Origin of the sequence: Cellulosimicrobium composti, assembly GCF_010287905.1 — a bacterium.
In the GTDB taxonomy this organism is placed as follows: domain Bacteria; phylum Actinomycetota; class Actinomycetes; order Actinomycetales; family Cellulomonadaceae; genus Cellulosimicrobium; species Cellulosimicrobium composti.
In genome coordinates, this window is record NZ_JAAFAN010000018.1 from 23172 (window position 1) to 39629 (window position 16458).

The following is a 16458-nucleotide window of genomic DNA, read 5'->3' on the forward strand; positions in this document are numbered from 1 at the left end:
GGGCCGCCCGCGGCGCTCAGGCGCCGACGAGCACGACGTGGAGCGTGCGCGGTCCGTGCACGCCCTCGACGCGGGAGAGCTCGATGTCGCTCGTCGCGCTGGGCCCGCTGATCCACGTCTGCGGGCGCTCGGGGTGCGCGGCGAGCAGGCGCACGGCCTCGGGCACGGTCTGCACCACCTGGTCGGTGCGCACGACGCACACGTGCACGTCGGGGACGAGCGTGACGGCCCGGCGACCCTGGTCGGGCTCGCCGTCGAGGACGATCGTGCCCGTGTCGGCGATCGCGACGCGGGCCGCGGTCACGACGGCGTCCGTACGGTCGAGCTCGTCGGGCGTGCGCGGGTCCTCGCGCGCGTCCCGCACGACGGCGGTCGCGTCGCCCAGCCCCCCGAGCCACGCCTCGTCGAGGCCGGCGGGCACGACGACGGACGTCGCGTCGGCGAGCAGGTCGCCGACGAGCGCGGCGACGTCGGCCGGGCCGGCAGCGTGGTGCACGTGGGCGCGGTAGTCGACGAGCCGGTCGACGAGGACCTCCACCACCTCCGCCGACCCGGGCGCCACGTCGCCGTGCGCCCGGTACTCCCGGGGGACGGTGCCCGCCGGCGCGGTGCCGCCGGAGGCCGCCGCGCGGCCTGCCGCCGGGCCCGGGCCCGGCGCCCGTGCTCCGAGCGCGGCGCGCACGCGCGCGAGGACGTCGTCGCGCGCGCTCACCGGCCCTCACCTCCCTCGGTGCGGGGCGCGTCGGCCGGGCGGTCGCGCCACCAGTCGCGGAACGTCTGCTGCGCGGGGGCGGGCAGGTCGCGCGAGCGGGTCCAGCCGGACGCGGGCGGCGGGAGCGTCGAGATCCGGCCCGACGACCCGGCGACCACGCGCCCCAGGCCCGCGGCCCTGCCCGCGAGCCCGAACCGCCGCGCGTCGGACATGACGAACGACGCCGCCTTCATCGCGGCGCCCCACCCGGTGGGGCGGCCGCGGTCGGCGTCGACCTCGCGCGCGCGGAGCTCGACGAGGATCGACGGGATGTCGATCTTCACGGGGCACACCTCGTAGCACGCGCCGCACAGCGTCGAGGCGTAGGGGAGCGAGGCGTTCGGGTCGTCGTGGCCCGAGAGCCCGCCGGAGGACTTCGTGAGCTGCGGCGTGAGGATCGCGCCGATCGGGCCGGGGTACACCGACCCGTACGCGTGGCCGCCCACCCGCTCGTACACCGGGCACACGTTGAGGCACGCCGAGCAGCGGATGCAGTGCAGCGCGGCCCGCCCGACCTCGTCGGCGAGGACGTCGGTGCGCCCGTTGTCGAGCAGCACGAGGTGGAACTCCTGCGGGCCGTCGCCGGGCGTGACGCCCGTCCACAGGGACGTGTAGGGGTTCATGCGCTCGCCCGTGGACGACCGCGGCAGGAGCTGGAGGAACACCTCCAGGTCGGTGTACGTGGGTACGACCTTCTCGATCCCCATGACGGTGATGAGCGTCTCGGGGAGCGTGAGGCACATGCGGCCGTTGCCCTCGGACTCGACGACGGTCAGCGTCCCCGTGTCCGCGACGCCGAAGTTCGCGCCGCTGATCGCGACCTTCGCCGAGAGGAACTTGCGGCGCAGGTGGGCGCGCGCGGCCATCGCGAGCTCGCGCGGCACGTCCGACAGGTCGGGCGGGGCGTCGCCCATCCGCGCGAGGAAGATCTCGCGGATCTCGGCGCGGTTGCGGTGGATCGCGGGCACGAGGATGTGGGACGGCATGTCGTCCGCGAGCTGCACGATGAGCTCCGCGAGGTCCGTCTCGTACGCCGCGATCCCCTCGGCGGCGAGCGCCTCGTTGAGGCCGGTCTCCTGCGTCGCCATGGACTTCACCTTGACGACCTCGTCGACGCCCTTCGCCTTCACGAGGTCCGCGACGATCCGGTTCGCCTCGTCCGCGTCGCGCGCCCAGTGCACGACGCCGCCGCGCGCCACGACGTTGCGCTCCAGCTCCTCGAGGAGCTCCGGCAGGCGCGCCATGACGTCGGTCTTGATCGCCGACCCCGCGTCCCGCAGCGCCTCCCAGTCCGGCACCTCGCCCACGACGGCGGCGCGCTTGGTCCGGATCGTCGAGGTCGCGTGCGCGAGGTTGCGGCGCAGCTGGGTGTTCTGGAGGGCCACGCGGGCCGCGTCGGGGAACGCGTCTCCCCACCGCAGGGGGGCGTCCGGGTGCGGCACGTCGCCGAACGCGTCCGACGCCCGGCCCGCGCTCGCGGAGGTGCCGTGCCCGCCCGGATGCGCGACGTCGTCGGGCAGGGTGCGTGCGCCGCGCCGGACGGGCAGGCCGAGGAACGTCCGGGTCATCGCGCGCTCCCGTCCGTCGCGCCGGCCGCGACCGGGGCGGGCGCGTCCTTCGTGGACGCGAGGATCTCCGCGAGGTGCAGCGTGCGCACGCCCGCGCGGATGCGCGACAGGCCACCGCCGATGTGCATGAGGCACGACGCGTCTCCGGCGGTGAGGACCTCGGCGCCCGTCGCCTTCACGTGCGTCATCTTGTCGGCGAGCATCGCCGTCGAGGTCTCGGCGTTCTTCAGCGCGAACGTGCCGCCGAACCCGCAGCACGACTCGGCCGCGGGCAGCTCGACGAGGTCGATGCCCTCGACGGCGCGCAGGAGCCGCAGGGGCTTGTCGCCCACGTGCAGCATGCGCAGCGAGTGGCACGTCGGGTGGTACGTGACCCGGTGCGGGAAGTAGGCACCGACGTCGGTCACGCCGAGCACGTCGACGAGCAGCTCGGAGAGCTCGTACGTCTTCGCGGCGACCGCGTCGGCGGTGCGCGCGAGGTCGTCGAGGCCGGCGCGTCGGCAGACCATGCCCTGTTGGTGCCGCACGGAGCCGGTGCACGATCCGGACGGCACGACGATCGCGTCCCACTCGCCGTCGAGCACGGGGGAGAACGCCTCGACGTGGTTGCGCACGACGGGCACGGCCTCGTCGAGGTAGCCGGTGTTGACGTGCATCTGGCCGCAGCACGCCTGGCGCTCGGGGAAGAACACCTCGTGCCCCAGCCGTTCGAGCAGGAGCGCGGTGGCGCGCGGCGCCTGGGGGAACATCACGTCGCCGAGACAGGTCGCGGTGAGGGCTATGCGCATCGTTGCTCCGGGAGACGGTGTGTCGGGTCCAGTCTCGTCGCGCCGCGTCCCCGCCGCGCGCCGGGACCCCGCGGTGAGGCGCCGCGGGTGTGGTCTGACCACAGGTCGCCACTGTAGACCATCGCCGGCGGTGTGGTCTGACCACAGGTCGCCTACCCTGGGCGCGTGCGCACCCACGAACGCGTCCTCGCCCGGATCGAGGCGGACCTCGCCGCGGGCCGCTGGGCGCTCGGCGAGCGGCTCCCCGCGGAGCGGTCGCTCGCCGACGAGCTCGGCGTCTCGCGGCCGTCGGTGCGCGAGGCCATCCGCGTGCTCGAGGCCATGGGCATCGTGCGCACGGCCGTCGGGTCCGGGCCCGACGCCGGGGCGACGGTGATCGACCGGCCCGCCGCGGGCCTCGGCGCGGCCGTGCGGCTGCACGTGGCGTCCGGGACGCTCGCGGTGCGCGACGTCGTCGAGACGCGCGTGCTGCTCGAGACGTGGGCGGCGCGGGCCGCGGGCGCGCGGGTCGCGCGCGCGTCCGCGCCTGACGGCGCCGACGACGACAGGGCCGAGGGCGACGGTGCTGACGACGGCGTCGCGGGCGTCCTCGGCCAGGCGCGCGCGCTCCTCGACCGCATGGACGACCCGGCGCTGCCCGCCGACGCGTTCCGCGAGCTCGACGCGACGTTCCACGTGCTGCTCGTCCGGCTCTCCGGCAACGCGCTCGTGGAGGCGATCATGACGGGACTTCGCGGCGCGATCGAGTCCTACGTCGCCCGCGGGAGCGCGGCCCTGCCGTCCTGGGAGCGGACCGCCGCGCGCCTGCGCGCCGAGCACCGCGCGGTGCTCGACGCCGTCGCCGCGGGCGACGGCGAGCGCGCGGCCACCGCCGTGCGCGCGCACATCGAGGGCTTCTACGCCGAGACCGGCCTCTGACGGACGACGTCGTTCTCGCGCCCTAGGTCGATCTCGCGCGAGGCAGCGCGGCCAGGCGTCGGTCCAGGAGGCGGCGGTCGCCCTCGCGGTCGACGAGCGCGAGCGCGCGGTGCAGCTCGACGGCGGCGTCCGTGGGTCGTCCGGCGCGCACGAGCAGCTCGGCCCGGACAGCGGGCAGCAGGTGGTACCCGGCGAGCGCGGGCTCGTCGGCGACGGCGTCGACGGCGCTGAGGCCCGCGTCGGCGCCGTGCACCTCGGCGACCGCGACGGCACGGTTGAGCGCGACCACGGGCGACCCGGTGAGGTCGAGCAGCACGTCGTAGAGGCCGAGGATCTGGGCCCGGTCGGTCGCGGCGGCGTCGGGCGCCGCGTCGTGGAGCGCGGCGATCGCGGCCTGCACCTGGTACGGCCCGGGGCGGCCCGCCGCGAGGGCCGCCTCCAGCGTGGCCGTCCCCTCGGCGATCTCGTCGTGCCGCCAACGTGCGCGGTCCTGCTCGGCCAGGGTTCGCGTGACGCCGTCGGGGCTCACGCGCTCGTCGCGGCGCGCATGCTGGAGCAGCAGCAGGGCGAGCAGCCCGCGCGCCTCGGGCTCGTCGTCGAGCAGCCGGGCGGCGAGGCGCGCGAGCCGGACGGCGACGTCGGCGAGCGCGCGCCGCTCGGCCGAGCCCTCGACGGCGTCGGCGGGCTCCGCCCAGGCGTCGTACCCCTCGGTGAACAGCACGTACAGCACCGCGAGGACGCCCTCGACGCGCTCGGCCCGCAGCGCGGCCGGCGGCACGCGGAAGGTCATCCCGGTCGCGCGGATGCGGCGCTTGGCGCGCACGAGGCGCTGGGCCATCGTCGCCTCGGGGACGAGGAAGGCCCGCGCCACCTGGGCGGTCGTCATGCCGGTGAGCGAACGCAGCGTGAGGGCGACGCGGGCCTCGGCGGGCAGCGCCGGGTGGCAGCACGTGAACAGCAGGCGCAGGAGGTCGCCGTCCGGGTCGTCGAGGTCCCACGCCGCGTCGTCGAGGCCGACGACGACCCGCTCGGCGACCGGGTCCGCGGCGGGGACCCCGTCGCGCGGCCCGCTCTCGACCCGCTCGCCGAGCCGCCCCGCAGCGGTGACGCGCTCCGCCTCGGCCCGGCGCCGTCGCAGCACGTCGATCGCGTGCCGGCGCGCGGTCGTCGTCAGCCACGCACCGGGGCGGTCCGGCACGCCGTCGCGGCCCCACGTGCGCACCGCGCTCGCGAACGCCTCCTGCGCAGCCTCCTCGGCGAGGTCGAGGTCGCCCGTGCTGCGCGCGACCGCGCCGAGGACGCGTCCCCACTCGGTCCGGAACGCGTCCTCGACGGCGGCGCCGGGGGCCGGGGGCACCGCCTGCTCAGGACCCGTCGAGGTCGAGCGGCCAGGCGGGTCGCAGCTCGATCGCGCCGCCGTACGCCATGGGGTGCTGGGACGCGATGGCGATCGCGGTGTCCAGGTCGGGTGCCTCGAGCACGTCGAAGCCCGCGATCGCCTCCTTCGTCTCCGAGAACGGCCCGTCGGTGACGAGGACCTCGCCGCCGCGCACGCGGACGCCCACGGCGTCCTCCGGAGGCCGCAGCCGGTCGCCGACCACGGCCGCGCCGCTGCCGTAGTGGCGCCCCACCCACTCCTCGATCGGGGGTGCCGCTTCGGCCTCCTCGGGCCGCAGGTCCGGGTCGTGCGGGGTGCCGAGCACGAGCATGAGGTAGCGCATCAGAGGTCCTCCGCCCTCGTCGTCGCGGGCCGACGGAGCGCCATCGGTCCGTAGAACGCGACGTCGGCGGTCTCGATCCCGTCCCCGACGCTGCGTCGGTCGTCACGGTACCGCGCGCGGTCCGACGGCGGCGTCCGGTTCGCGGCGAGGATCGTCTCCAGGAATCTCATCGTGCCTCCTTGTCCGGGACGGCCCGTGCGGCCGTCCACCAGGACGACGACGCAGGGACGCCCGGATCGACACCCGCGGGCGAGCCGGTGCCCAGCGGGCGCGGGTCAGAGGACGGACGCGGCGTGCGTGGCGGGGACGACGAGCGTCGTGAGGCTCGGGTGCCACAGCGGCGTCGTGTGCCAGGCGAGGGTCAGGCGCCCGCCCGGGCGCCCGGTCGCGACGAGGCGGTGCGGCGACGTGGGGACCACGACGTGCACCTCGACGGAGTCGTCGGGCAGCGCCCGCCCGCGCGTCGAGAGGACGAGCACGGGGTCGGCGACCGGACCCGCCGTGGCCGGGCTGCCCGCCTCGGCGTGGGGCCAGGGCAGGACGCTCGTGGTCCACGCGTCGGGGGAGACGGGCACGCGCTGGCCACCGACGTCGACCGTCCAGCCGCCGGGCGACCCCGCGTCACCCGCGGCGAGCAGCGTCCACGGCACGGGGCTGAGCACGTCCTGGGGCGTCGGCTCCGGGTCGAGCGGACGGTCGAGGATCGCCGGCCACGCGTCGAGCGCCGCGACCCGTGCGGCAAGGCGGCCGGCCGCGGCGGGGTCGGGCGGCAGCGGGGTCGCGTCCGTGCCCGCGCGCTCGACGAACGCCCAGAACGCCTCCAGCACGGCCGGCGTGTCCCGCGTCGCGCCGCGGTAGCCGACCGCGAGCCCGCGCTCGGGCACCGCGAGCGCGAACTGCCCGTACGCGCCGTCGGCCCGGAACCCGTACCGGCTCGACCACACCTGGTAGCCGTAGCCGAGCCTCCAGTCGGCCGCCTCGTCGGACGCGCTCGTGTCCGACCGCGGCACGCGCATCTCGGCCAGCCACGCGGACGGGACGACCTGCACGCCCCCGTACCGGCCGCCGTCGGCGAGCGCGACGGCGAGACGGCTCACGTCGCGCGTCGACGCGTGGAGCCCGGAGAACCCCTGGTCGAGGTCGTCGATCGGCACCCACCACGGGTGCTCGACGCCCAGCGGGTCGAGCACGCGCGGGCGCAGGTAGTCGAGCAGCCGCTCGCCCGTGACGGCCGTCACGACCGCCGACAGCGCGCGCGTCGCGGGCGAGCTGTAGACGAAGTGCGTCCCGGGCGCGTGCGCGGGCGGGGTCGCGAGCAGGCGGGGGAGGTCGAACCCGATCTCCTCGACCTGCTCCGCCGAGTGCCCGGTGCTCATCGTCAGCAGGTGCTCGACGGTGAGCCCCGTCGGGTCGGGCAGGCCGAGCAGCGGGCCGACGCGGTCGTCGACGGCGAGGCGGCCCTCCGCGACGAGGTGCCCCACGGCGATCGCCGTGAACGTCTTCGACACCGAGTACACGAGGCCGGGCACGCGCGCGTCGTGCGGCGCCCACGCCGCCTCGACGACCGGGACGCCGTCGCGCGCGACGACGAGCCCGTGCGGGTCGAGCCCGGACCCCTCGAGCGTGTCCAGGAGGTCGAGGACGGCCGTGGACGGGATCCCGTGCGCCTCGGGCGCGGGTGCGGTCATGGATACCTCCTGGCCACGAGGGCCGGTCCTCGGGTGACGGGCGGGCTCGCCGGCGGGCCGGTTCGGTCCCGTGCGCGGCGCCCGTCCGCGACTATCTCACGCGCCCTGCGGGGGAGGGGTAGGAGGCCCGCGGCAGGTGGTAGGCCAGGTCGACCGCGGTCTCCACGGCCTCGTCGAGGTCGAGGCGGTGCTCGGCGACGAGCCGGGCGAGGTGGCCCGCGTCGACGCGCCGCGCGAGGTCGTGGCGCGCGGGGATCGAGCAGAACGCGCGCGTGTCGTCGACGAACCCGCTCGTGTTGTAGAAGCCGGCGGTGTCCGTCGCGGCCTCGCGGAAGCGGCGCATGCCGTCCGGGGTGTCGAGGAACCACCACGGCGCGCCGAGCCGCAGCGCCGGGTACACGCCCGCGAGCGGCGCGAGCTCGCGCGAGAACGTCGTCTCGTCCACCGTGAACGCGATCAGCCGGAAACGCGGGTGGTGACCGAACGCCTCCAGCACGGGGCGCAGCGCGCGCACGTACTCGGTGCGCTCGGGGACGTCGTAGCCCCGGTCGGGCCCGTACGCGTGCGCGACGCCGGCGCAGTGGTCGCGCAGGACGCCCGGGTGGAGCTGCATGACCAGCCCGTCCTCGGCGGACATCGCGGCCATCTGGAAGAGCATGTGCGCCGCGAACGCGCGCGCCTGGTCGGGCGTGACGTCGCCGCGCAGCGCGGCGTCGAGGACGCGGGCCGCGTCGGCGTCGTCGAGCGGCGTCGTGTCGGCCGTGAGGTGGCCGTGGTCGGTCGCGCGCGCGCCCGCCGCGACGAACGCCGCCCGGCGCGCGCGCAGCGCGTCGAGGTAGGAGCGGTAGTCGACGACGTCGGTCCCCGCCGCCGCGCCGAGCTCCGCGACCTGGGCGGTCCAGTCCGCGCGGTCGACGTGCAGGAGCGGGTCGGGACGGAACGTCGGCACGACGCGCCGGCCCCAGCCGTCGGCGGCGAGGCGGGCGTGGTCGGCGAGCGACGACTGCGCGGGGTCCGTCGTCGCGAGGAGCTCGATCCGGAACCGCTCGAACAGCGCGCGCGGCCGGTACTCCGGCCGCGCGAGGCGGTCGGCCAGGTGGTCGAACAGCGCGTCGGCGGTCTCGGCGGACGGCCGCACCGGCGTCTCGAACACCTCGACGAGCGCGTGCTCGAGCCAGTACCGCGTGGGCGTCCCGCGGTAGAGGTGCCAGCCCGCGCAGAAGCGGCGCCAGACCGCGCGCGGGTCCTGCTCCGCGGGCGCCGTCCCGGCCGGGGCTCCGGGCGCGGGCGCGACGCCGAGGTCGTGCACGCCGCGCACGCCGGGGGAGCCGTGCGGCGACGTGCTCTGCGCGACGAGCATGCGCACGAGGTAGTGGTCGGGCGTGACGAACAGCCCGGCGGGGTCGCCGAACGGCGCGTCGTCGGCGAGGAGCGCCGCGTCCACGTGGCCGTGCATCGAGACGATCGGCAGGCCGCGGGTCGCGGCGTACACCTCGCGCGCGAGCGGGCGGAGCACCGGGTCGGCCGGGAGCGCACGGTCGGGGTGCAGGGACCACGGCGTCGTCGCGGTGATGGGGTCACGGTGGGTGGTGCTCGTCACGGGGTACTCCAGGCAGTTCGTCGCGGGATCGTCGTGCACCCGGCCACGGGACCCGGGGCCGCCCCGCGCACCGTGCGGTGCGCGCGACGACCCCGGGCCAGGTGACCGGGCCGGTCAGCCGCAGGTGGGCAGCCCGTGCTCCGGTGTCGCGACGGTCTCCCGCTCGTCAGAGGTGTCGGACGGGCGAGCGGTGACGGTCACGGATCCGGCCGCCGGGTCCTCGACGCCCCGGACCGGGAACGCCTGGTAGGCGTTCTGCCCGGGTGCGACACCGTGGACTGTCTTCGACCCGAACGGCGTGTCGAGGACGACGTCCAGCGGGACGGTGTCGTCGTTGAGCGCGCGGACCGCGACGTACGGCGTGCCCGCGAGGCAACGGACCTCGGCGGTCGCGGTGATCGCGACCTCCCCGGCTCCCGGCGCCTCGACGCTCGGCAGGCGCTCGATCCAGACGTTGCGGAACCGCGGGTTGAGGCCGGGGTCGCCGTGGTCCTGGAGCTTGATGTACCCCGACGTCGGACCCTCCGCCCTGCCGTTGCCGGTCTTGCCGTCGACGGCGACGTCGTCGTGGACCAGCTGCCCGTTCCACACGAGCGTGATGCGGGCGTCCTCGGTCTTCGCGCCGTCGGGGCCGAACCGCGCGGCCCGGAACTCGATGTCGTACGTCTGCCACGTGCCCATCGGGGTCGCGGCGTTCACGTCGGGCGCCTTCTTGAGGTAGATCGCCCCGGCGTCGTCGGCCCTGGGCGGGTCGATGCCGAACGACTCGAGCACCTGCACCTCGTAGCGCTCCTGGATGTAGACGCCGGAGTTGCCGCGCGCCTGACCGGTCACGTCGGGCGCGTGCTCGGGCTGGTACCACTCGACGTGCATCCGGAAGTCGTCGAACTTCTCCCGGGTGCGGATGTCGCCGCCGAACGACTCGAACGAGCCGTCCGCGATCGGCCACGTCGCGGGCCCGCCGCCGTTGACCGCGGCCCACGCGTCGAGGTCGTCCCCGTCGAACAGCGTGATGCGCTCGCTGGGCGTGACGGTGAGGCTGTCGAGGTTGACGTGACCGATGTCGTCGTCGTCGTGCCGGATCGTGATGGTGTTCGCGCCCTCGCGCAGCGGCACGGTCTCGACCTGGGTCGCCCACGTGGACCAGCTCACGGTGCTGTCGAACCAGACCTGCTTGAGCTTCTCGCCGTTGACGTAGAGGCTCAGGTTGCGCGGCAGCGGCGCGGGGTCGCTGTTCTGGCCGTTGGCGTAGCGGATCGCGAGGTCGTGCGGGCCGGCCTCCTCGGTGCGCACCGCGAAGGTGGTCTGCGCGCCCGGCTCCCAGTTGCGGTCGACGAACCCGCTGCCCGAGTAGCCGGCGTGGTTGCTGTTCCACCCGGCGCCGCCGGTGATGTCGGCGGCCTCGGCCTCGTAGACGGGCGGCGCGACGGAGCCGTCGGGCAGGCGCGTGAGCGTGTACCAGGCCTCCGTGCTCCACAGCTCCTGGCCGCTCTCGGACGCGAACGGGCGCGGCGAGTGGACGTTGACGACGCGCCCGGGCTCGAGCCCGTCGATCTGCAGCGTGACCGTCTTCCGGTCCTCCGACACGGTCGCCGCCGTGACGTCGAGGTCCTCCTCGTCGACCTTCGGGCCGCCGTACTGTGGGGTCGCGACGTAGCGCCACTGCGACGCCGTGTACCTCGACGCGAGGTCCTGCACCGTCTCCTCGGAGAGCGGCTGCGTGTACTCGATCTCGAAGCCGCCCTCGACCGCGCGCATCGCGAGCATGTCGAACGCGTGGTTGCCGTCGTACGTGAGCTTCTGCAGCCCGTGCGAGAGCTTGCCCGCCTGGCCCCAGTTGCCCGACCAGCCGATGCCCCCGACGTAGATCGCGCCGTCGGGGCCGACGCTCGTGCGGCTCACGCCGGACTCGAGGCCCTGCGTCATGCGGAACACCGCGCCCTGCTCCTGGCCCGCGACCTCCTCGAGGTACGCGCGCTGGAGGCCGCCGTACGTGACGTCGCCGATCGCCATCTGCCCCGCGAACACGCCCTCGGTGAGGATCACCGGGTTGCTCGGCGAGTTCGAGATCTCGCTGTGCGGCATCCACAGGACGGGCTCGGTGACGGGCTGGTCGTCGTACGGGCCGTCCGGGTTGGTGAAGTGGTTGTAGAACGCGCCCTCCTCGACGCGCACGAGCTTCGACGTCGGGATGCGCACGCCCTGGTTGTCCGTGACGTACATGGCGCCGTCGGCGCCCCAGCCGAGCCCGTTCGGGGTGCGCAGGCCGCCCGCGACGTACTCGACCTCGCCGGTGTCCTTGCTGATCCGCATGACCGAGCCGCGGTTCTCCGCGAGCTGCGGGTCGAGCGAGTTGCCGCCGGGGATCATCGCGATGCCGGTCGTGACGTAGAAGTACCCGTCCTCGTAGAGCAGGCCGAACGCGAACTCGTGGTAGTTGCCGCCGAACGGCCACGTCGCGATCGTGTCGTGCTCGTCGGCGACGTCGTCGCCGTCGGTGTCGACGAGCGCGGTGAGCCCGTCCTTCTCCGAGACGTAGATCGTGCCGTCGACGTACTTCAGTCCCATCGGCTCGGTCAGGCCCTCGGCGACCTTGGTGTACGTGACCTCCTCGGCGCCGGTGTCTCCCTGGACGTGGTCGATCAGGTAGACCTCGCCGAGCTGGGTGAGCCGGTCGCCGCCCCACGTGGAGATGGCCAGACGGCCGTCGGGCAGCCAGTCCATGCCCGTCACCTGGGGCTCGAACCCGTCGGGGCGCAGGTCGGTCAGGGTGTAGTTCGGGTGCACCTCGGTGAGGGGCAGCCCGTCGCCGGGGGCCTCGGTGATGCCCTCGCACTCCTTGCGGCCGGGCGACGTGACGCGCGTGACGTCGGCGTCGGTGCTCAGCACCGAGTTCGGGACGACGACGAAGTCCGACGCGCCCGGCGGGCGCCACTCGAGCAGGAGGCGCTGGTCGAACTCGCCGTCGAAGTGGTCGATGCGCAGCGCGCGGTACCCCGCGTCGAGCTGGATCGACCCGTCCTTGGGCGTCGCGCCGTGGCGGCCCGGGTGGTCGACCACGAGCTCGTCGTCGAGCAGCAGCCGCGCGCCGTCGTCGTTGGTGATCCGGAACTCGTACGTGCCCGGCTCGGGGACGTTGAGGTACCCCGTCACCTCGGTGACGAACTTGTCCGTGAGGCCGAAGTCGGCGGCCGTGGTCCAGTCGATCGTCGGCATGATCTTGTCGACGTTGGGCGTCTGCCCGGGCTTGAGGGTGCAGTAGTCGTCGAGGATCACCTGCACGTCGAAGACGCGCAGGGTCACGCCGGGCTCCTGGGGCCGGATGTCGTCCTGGGAGGCCGCGGGCGCGAGGGCGGGGACCGCCGCCTGGGCCGTCAGCACGCCGGACGGCACGGCCAGCGCGACGAGCGCGGCGACCGCCGCGCGTCGTCGTCTGCGGCGGTGCGTCGTGGTCGGGGGTGGTGCCGGGGTCGAAAGGTGTTCCATCAGCCTGCCTCTCCGTCGAGGGCCTTTGCGTGCCTGGACCGTGCACAGGGCGCGTCGGTGCGCTGTGCCGTCACTATCCGGGGGCGCGAACCGCAGGGGCAACGAGTTGCCGTTTGTTGCACCTGTCGTGCGCGCGGTCCGGGGCGCGCGGGGCCGTGGAGGGGTCAGGCGGGGCGAGCCGTCGAGCCGCGCTCCACGAGCTTGGCCGGGAGGAGGGTGGGGCCGGCCGCGGGCGGCGGCGACGTGCGCAGCTGCGCGAGGAGTCGTTGGACGGCGAAGGAGCCGAAGTGGCGCAGGGGCGCGGCGACGGTCGTGAGCGGCGGCGTGCAGAAGTCCGAGCCGAAGATGTTGTCGAACCCGACGATGCTCATGTCGCGCGGAACCTCGACCCCGAGGCGTCGCATCCCGCGCATCGCCCCGATCGCGATGAGGTCGTTGTACGCGACGGCCGCCGTCGCGCGGTGCTTGACGAGCGCGGCCGCCGCGGCGAGCCCGCCCGCGAGCGTCGGCGCGAACGGCCCGATGCGGCGCGCCTGCACGTCGACGGCGCGCGTGGCCTCGCGGAACGCCCGCCAGCGCATGCCGTCCGCCCAGGACGCCTCGGGCCCCGCGAGGTAGGCGAGGTTCGCGTGGCCGAGGTCCGCGAGGTGCTCGACGGCGCTGCGCATGCCCTGGGCGTTGTCGGTGAGGACGCTCGGGACGTCCGTGAGGTGGCGGTTCATGACGACGGTCGGCCGCTGCTTGGCCGCGACCCGGATCGAGGAGTCCGAGAGGCGCGACGTCGCGAGGATCATGCCCTCCACGAGCGGGAGGGTCCGGTCGAGGGCCTGGCGCTCGGCCTCGTCGGACTCGTGCGCGTCGACCATGAGGAGCGTGTACCCGGCGTCGCGGGCCGTCTTCTCGGCGCCCCGGATGATCTCGAAGAAGAACGGGTTGGTCACGTCCGCGACCACGATGCCGAGGAGCGACGTGCGGCCCGTCGGCAGCCCGCGCGCGAGCGGGTTCGTGCGGTAGCCGAGCTCGCTCGCGACCTGGCGGATGCGTTCCGCGGTCTGCGCGTTGACGCGCCCCGGGCGCGAGAACGCGCGCGAGACGGTGGACGGCGCGACGCCGGCCGCCTGGGCGACGTCGTAGATCGTCGGGCTGGCACCATTGCCGGCGGGGGTCATGCGGTCGGACTGTAACGGCCCTGACAGCGCCGGACAACAACCGGTTGTCGCCGATCGTGCCTCCGGGACGGCGGGACGACACCGACCGACGACAGCCGACGACAGCCGACGGCAACCGACGGCAACCGCTTGACGGTCCACCGGGGTCGGCCTGCAATGACTCCGTGACCTCGCGCGCGAACGCGTCCCCGGGCCCGACGACGGCACGTCGGCGTCCTGGACCGCGACCCCTCGGTGCCGCTGCGGCGGCGCCGACCGGGCCGCGCCGATGAGGCGCGTCCTCCCGTCGGGACCGACCGCCGACCTCCCGCCGACCGCCGACCCCGGGCCACCGCCCCTGGACCGGCCTGGCGAGAGCGAGGCGGCCGTGCAGGTCGAGGCGGCGGAGAGCGAGCTGAGCCGCCTCGGCCTGGAGCACCTGCGCGTCCACCACCACGGGGACCTCGCACGCATCGAGGCCCCACACGCCGAGCTGATCGCGGTCACGAGCGAGCCCCTGCGCGGGGAGGTCCTGCGCGCCGTCCGGTCGGCCGGGTTCCGCCTCGTCGCGCTGGACCTCGGCGCCCCCTGCGACCCCGCCCTCTGACGCGCACGACGGCAACCGGTGGCAGCGGCCCCGCCGCCCGCCGGCGCGTCCCCGCGTCGAGTCGTCGACGACGTCAGGTGCAACAAGTGGCAACTCGTTGTCCGGCCGTGACGCGCCCACCTACTGTCCTAGCCAGGCGCCGCGGAGAACGACCTCCGGGCGCAGCACCTCGACCCACCCGCCCCGCACGCCCGTCCGGCACGCTCCTCGTCGACCTCGCCGCGCCCTCCCCGGCCGGCCCGCGTCGACGGGTCCGTCCGGTGCGGGACGCGGCCGGACGACGAGAAGGGAGAGCACGACGATGTGGACGCTCTCGGGATTCGTGGACGAGATCTCGCCCGACGTCGAGACACAGTGCGTCGTCGCGGGCGAGCTCGGGCTGCGGTTCGTCGAGCTCCGCAGCGCGTGGGGCACGAACGTGCTCGACCTCGACGACGACCGCCGCGCGGAGGTCGCGCGCCTGCTGCGGCGCCACGACCTGCGGGTGTCGAGCATCGGCTCGCCCGTGGGCAAGGTCTTCGTCGACGAGGACCTCGACGCGCACCTCGACCGGATGCGGCACGCCGCGCGCGTCGCCCAGGAGCTCGGCGCCCCGTACGTCCGGGTGTTCTCGTTCTTCCTGCGGCCCGGGACCGACCCGGCGACCGTGCGCGACGTCGTGCTGCGCCGGATGGCGGCGCTCGCCGAGGTGGCGCGCGCGGCGGGCGTCGTCCTGGTCCACGAGAACGAGAAGGGGATCTACGGCGACGTCCCGCGGCGCTGCCTCGACGTCGTCGAGTCCGTCGGCTCGGAGCACCTCGCGCTCGCGTGGGACTCCGCGAACTTCGTCCAGGTCGGCGTGCGCCCCTTCACGGACGGCTACGCGCTGCTGCGGCCGCACCTCGCCTACGTCCAGGTGAAGGACGCCGACGCGGCGACGGGCGCCGTCGTGGCCGCGGGACGCGGGGACGGCGAGGTGGTCGAGACTGTGCGCGCGCTGCGCGACGACGGGTTCGACGGGTTCTTCTCGCTCGAGCCGCACCTCGGCGACGCCCACAGCCTCGGCGGGTTCTCCGGGCCCGAGCTGTTCACCGAGGCCTTCGACGCCTTCACCGACATCCTCACCGCCGAGGCGGTGCCGTTCCGATGAACGACGCACCGTCCCCGGACGTGCCGCCGGGCACCCGGACCACGACCATGGAGGACCGCACGATGACGACTGCCCAGGACGTGCGACCGGCGCCCGGTGCGGCGCGACCGCACGACGCCACGGCCCGCGGCCCGCGCGCACGGGACCGGGGCACGACGCCGCTCGGCGCCAGGCTCGTGGCGCTCGCCGCGGCGTCGTGGCGGCCCGCCCTCGTGCTCCTCGCGCTGGTCGGCGTGTGGTGGTTCGTCGCGTGGCGCGAGCTGGTCCCGGCGTACCTCGTACCGTCGCCCGGCGCGGTGTGGGACACGATGGTCGCCGACTGGGCGATGCTGCTCGAGCACACGTGGGTGACGACGATGGAGACCGTCGTCGGGTTCGTCCTCGCGGCGGTGATCGGGGTCGCGACGGCCGTGGTGCTCGTCTACTCGCCCACCGCGGAGAAGTCGCTGTACCCGCTCATCCTCTTCGCCCAGGTCATCCCCAAGATCGCGATCGCCCCGATCCTCGTCGTCTGGTTCGGGTTCGGCGCGACGCCGAAGATCGTCCTCGCGGTGCTCATCGCGTTCTTCCCCGTGGTCGTCTCGGCCGTGGCCGGCCTGCGGTCGATCGACCCCGAGCTGCTGGAGATGTCCGCGACGATGGGCGCCTCGCGCTGGCGGACGTTCCGCAAGATCCGGTTCCCCGGGTCGCTGCCGCAGCTCATGTCCGGGCTCAAGGTCGCCGTCACGCTCGCGGTCGTGGGCGCCGTCGTCGGCGAGTTCGTCGGGGCGGACCGCGGCCTCGGGTACGTGCTGCTCCTCGCGAGCGGCAACCTCGACGCGCCGCTGCTGTTCGCCGACCTCATCCTCATGTCGCTCATCGGCGTCGTGCTCTTCCTCCTGGTCGAGCTGCTCGAGCGGCTCCTCATCCCGTGGCACGCGTCCCGGCGCGGCAACCTCGTGCTCGCGGCCTCGTGAGGCGCGGGACACCGCCGGGCGCCGCCCGGCCCGCACCGACAGCACTCTCGTCATCTCCCGCCCCTCGACGTCGAGGCGGCACGAGCAGAAGGGCTCTT

General features: G+C 74.9%; 14 protein-coding genes. 4 read left to right on the top strand and 10 right to left on the bottom strand.

Features of this window, described 5'->3' with window-relative positions; genetic code table 11:
* Positions 1 to 16 precede the first annotated feature (16 nt).
* From GYH36_RS07310 to GYH36_RS07320, 3 genes are read right to left on the bottom strand one after another with little or no spacing between them, the layout of a single operon-like run.
* Positions 17 to 712 carry a LutC/YkgG family protein gene (locus tag GYH36_RS07310; RefSeq protein ID WP_162289508.1) on the bottom strand — a complete coding sequence of 232 codons (696 nt, stop codon included), beginning with the start codon at positions 710 to 712 and terminating at the stop codon, positions 17 to 19.
* The gene (locus GYH36_RS07315; protein ID WP_162289509.1) at positions 709 to 2319 is read right to left on the bottom strand and encodes a LutB/LldF family L-lactate oxidation iron-sulfur protein; all 1611 of its coding nucleotides are present in this window, start codon (positions 2317 to 2319) and stop codon (positions 709 to 711) included. The genes GYH36_RS07310 and GYH36_RS07315 overlap by 4 nt, the downstream gene beginning before the upstream one ends.
* Positions 2316 to 3107, bottom strand: a complete 792-nt coding sequence (locus GYH36_RS07320) for a (Fe-S)-binding protein (RefSeq protein ID WP_155098096.1) — start codon at positions 3105 to 3107, stop codon at positions 2316 to 2318. The genes GYH36_RS07315 and GYH36_RS07320 overlap by 4 nt, the downstream gene beginning before the upstream one ends.
* 165 nt (positions 3108 to 3272) lie before the next feature.
* On the opposite strand from GYH36_RS07320, the gene GYH36_RS07325 reads away from it, so the two are divergent.
* Complete coding sequence (locus GYH36_RS07325) at positions 3273 to 4025, top strand: FadR/GntR family transcriptional regulator (RefSeq protein WP_024838888.1); 753 nt, start codon at positions 3273 to 3275, stop codon at positions 4023 to 4025.
* A 22-nt stretch (positions 4026 to 4047) separates the two neighbouring features.
* Here the strand turns inward: GYH36_RS07325 and GYH36_RS07330 are convergent, their stop codons facing one another.
* The 7 genes from GYH36_RS07330 to GYH36_RS07360 all read right to left on the bottom strand — a co-directional run bounded on the left by GYH36_RS07330 (position 4048) and on the right by GYH36_RS07360 (position 13689).
* Complete coding sequence (locus GYH36_RS07330) at positions 4048 to 5382, bottom strand: RNA polymerase sigma factor (RefSeq protein WP_162289510.1); 1335 nt, start codon at positions 5380 to 5382, stop codon at positions 4048 to 4050.
* 7 nt (positions 5383 to 5389) lie between these two features.
* Positions 5390 to 5746, bottom strand: coding sequence for a YciI family protein (locus GYH36_RS07335; RefSeq protein WP_024838887.1), 357 nt, complete (start codon positions 5744 to 5746; stop codon positions 5390 to 5392).
* Entirely contained in the window at positions 5746 to 5916 is a 171-nt protein-coding gene (locus GYH36_RS07340; protein WP_162289511.1) for a hypothetical protein, read from the bottom strand. The genes GYH36_RS07335 and GYH36_RS07340 overlap by 1 nt, the downstream gene beginning before the upstream one ends.
* Positions 5917 to 6021: 105 nt before the next feature.
* Entirely contained in the window at positions 6022 to 7434 is a 1413-nt protein-coding gene (locus GYH36_RS07345) for a serine hydrolase domain-containing protein (protein ID WP_162289512.1), read from the bottom strand.
* A 91-nt stretch (positions 7435 to 7525) separates the two neighbouring features.
* On the bottom strand, positions 7526 to 9034 hold the full coding sequence (gene uxaC, locus GYH36_RS07350) for a glucuronate isomerase (protein WP_312028547.1): 1509 nt from the start codon (positions 9032 to 9034) through the stop codon (positions 7526 to 7528).
* A gap of 114 nt (positions 9035 to 9148) precedes the next feature.
* A complete protein-coding gene (locus GYH36_RS07355) occupies positions 9149 to 12520 on the bottom strand; it encodes a 3-keto-alpha-glucoside-1,2-lyase-like domain-containing protein (RefSeq protein WP_246209262.1) in 3372 nt (1123 codons plus the stop codon).
* A 164-nt stretch (positions 12521 to 12684) separates the two neighbouring features.
* Complete coding sequence (locus GYH36_RS07360; protein WP_162289513.1) at positions 12685 to 13689, bottom strand: LacI family DNA-binding transcriptional regulator; 1005 nt, start codon at positions 13687 to 13689, stop codon at positions 12685 to 12687.
* A 268-nt stretch (positions 13690 to 13957) separates the two neighbouring features.
* On the opposite strand from GYH36_RS07360, the gene GYH36_RS07365 reads away from it, so the two are divergent.
* The 3 genes from GYH36_RS07365 to GYH36_RS07375 all read left to right on the top strand — a co-directional run bounded on the left by GYH36_RS07365 (position 13958) and on the right by GYH36_RS07375 (position 16360).
* On the top strand, positions 13958 to 14275 hold the full coding sequence (locus GYH36_RS07365; protein ID WP_024838882.1) for an adenine nucleotide alpha-hydrolase family protein: 318 nt from the start codon (positions 13958 to 13960) through the stop codon (positions 14273 to 14275).
* A 301-nt stretch (positions 14276 to 14576) separates the two neighbouring features.
* Positions 14577 to 15404 (top strand): sugar phosphate isomerase/epimerase family protein, encoded by an 828-nt coding sequence (locus GYH36_RS07370; RefSeq protein ID WP_115941973.1) that lies wholly within the window; start codon positions 14577 to 14579, stop codon positions 15402 to 15404.
* Between the two features lie 62 nt (positions 15405 to 15466).
* Positions 15467 to 16360 carry an ABC transporter permease gene (locus GYH36_RS07375; RefSeq protein WP_024838880.1) on the top strand — a complete coding sequence of 298 codons (894 nt, stop codon included), beginning with the start codon at positions 15467 to 15469 and terminating at the stop codon, positions 16358 to 16360.
* The last annotated feature ends 98 nt before the right edge of the window (positions 16361 to 16458 follow it).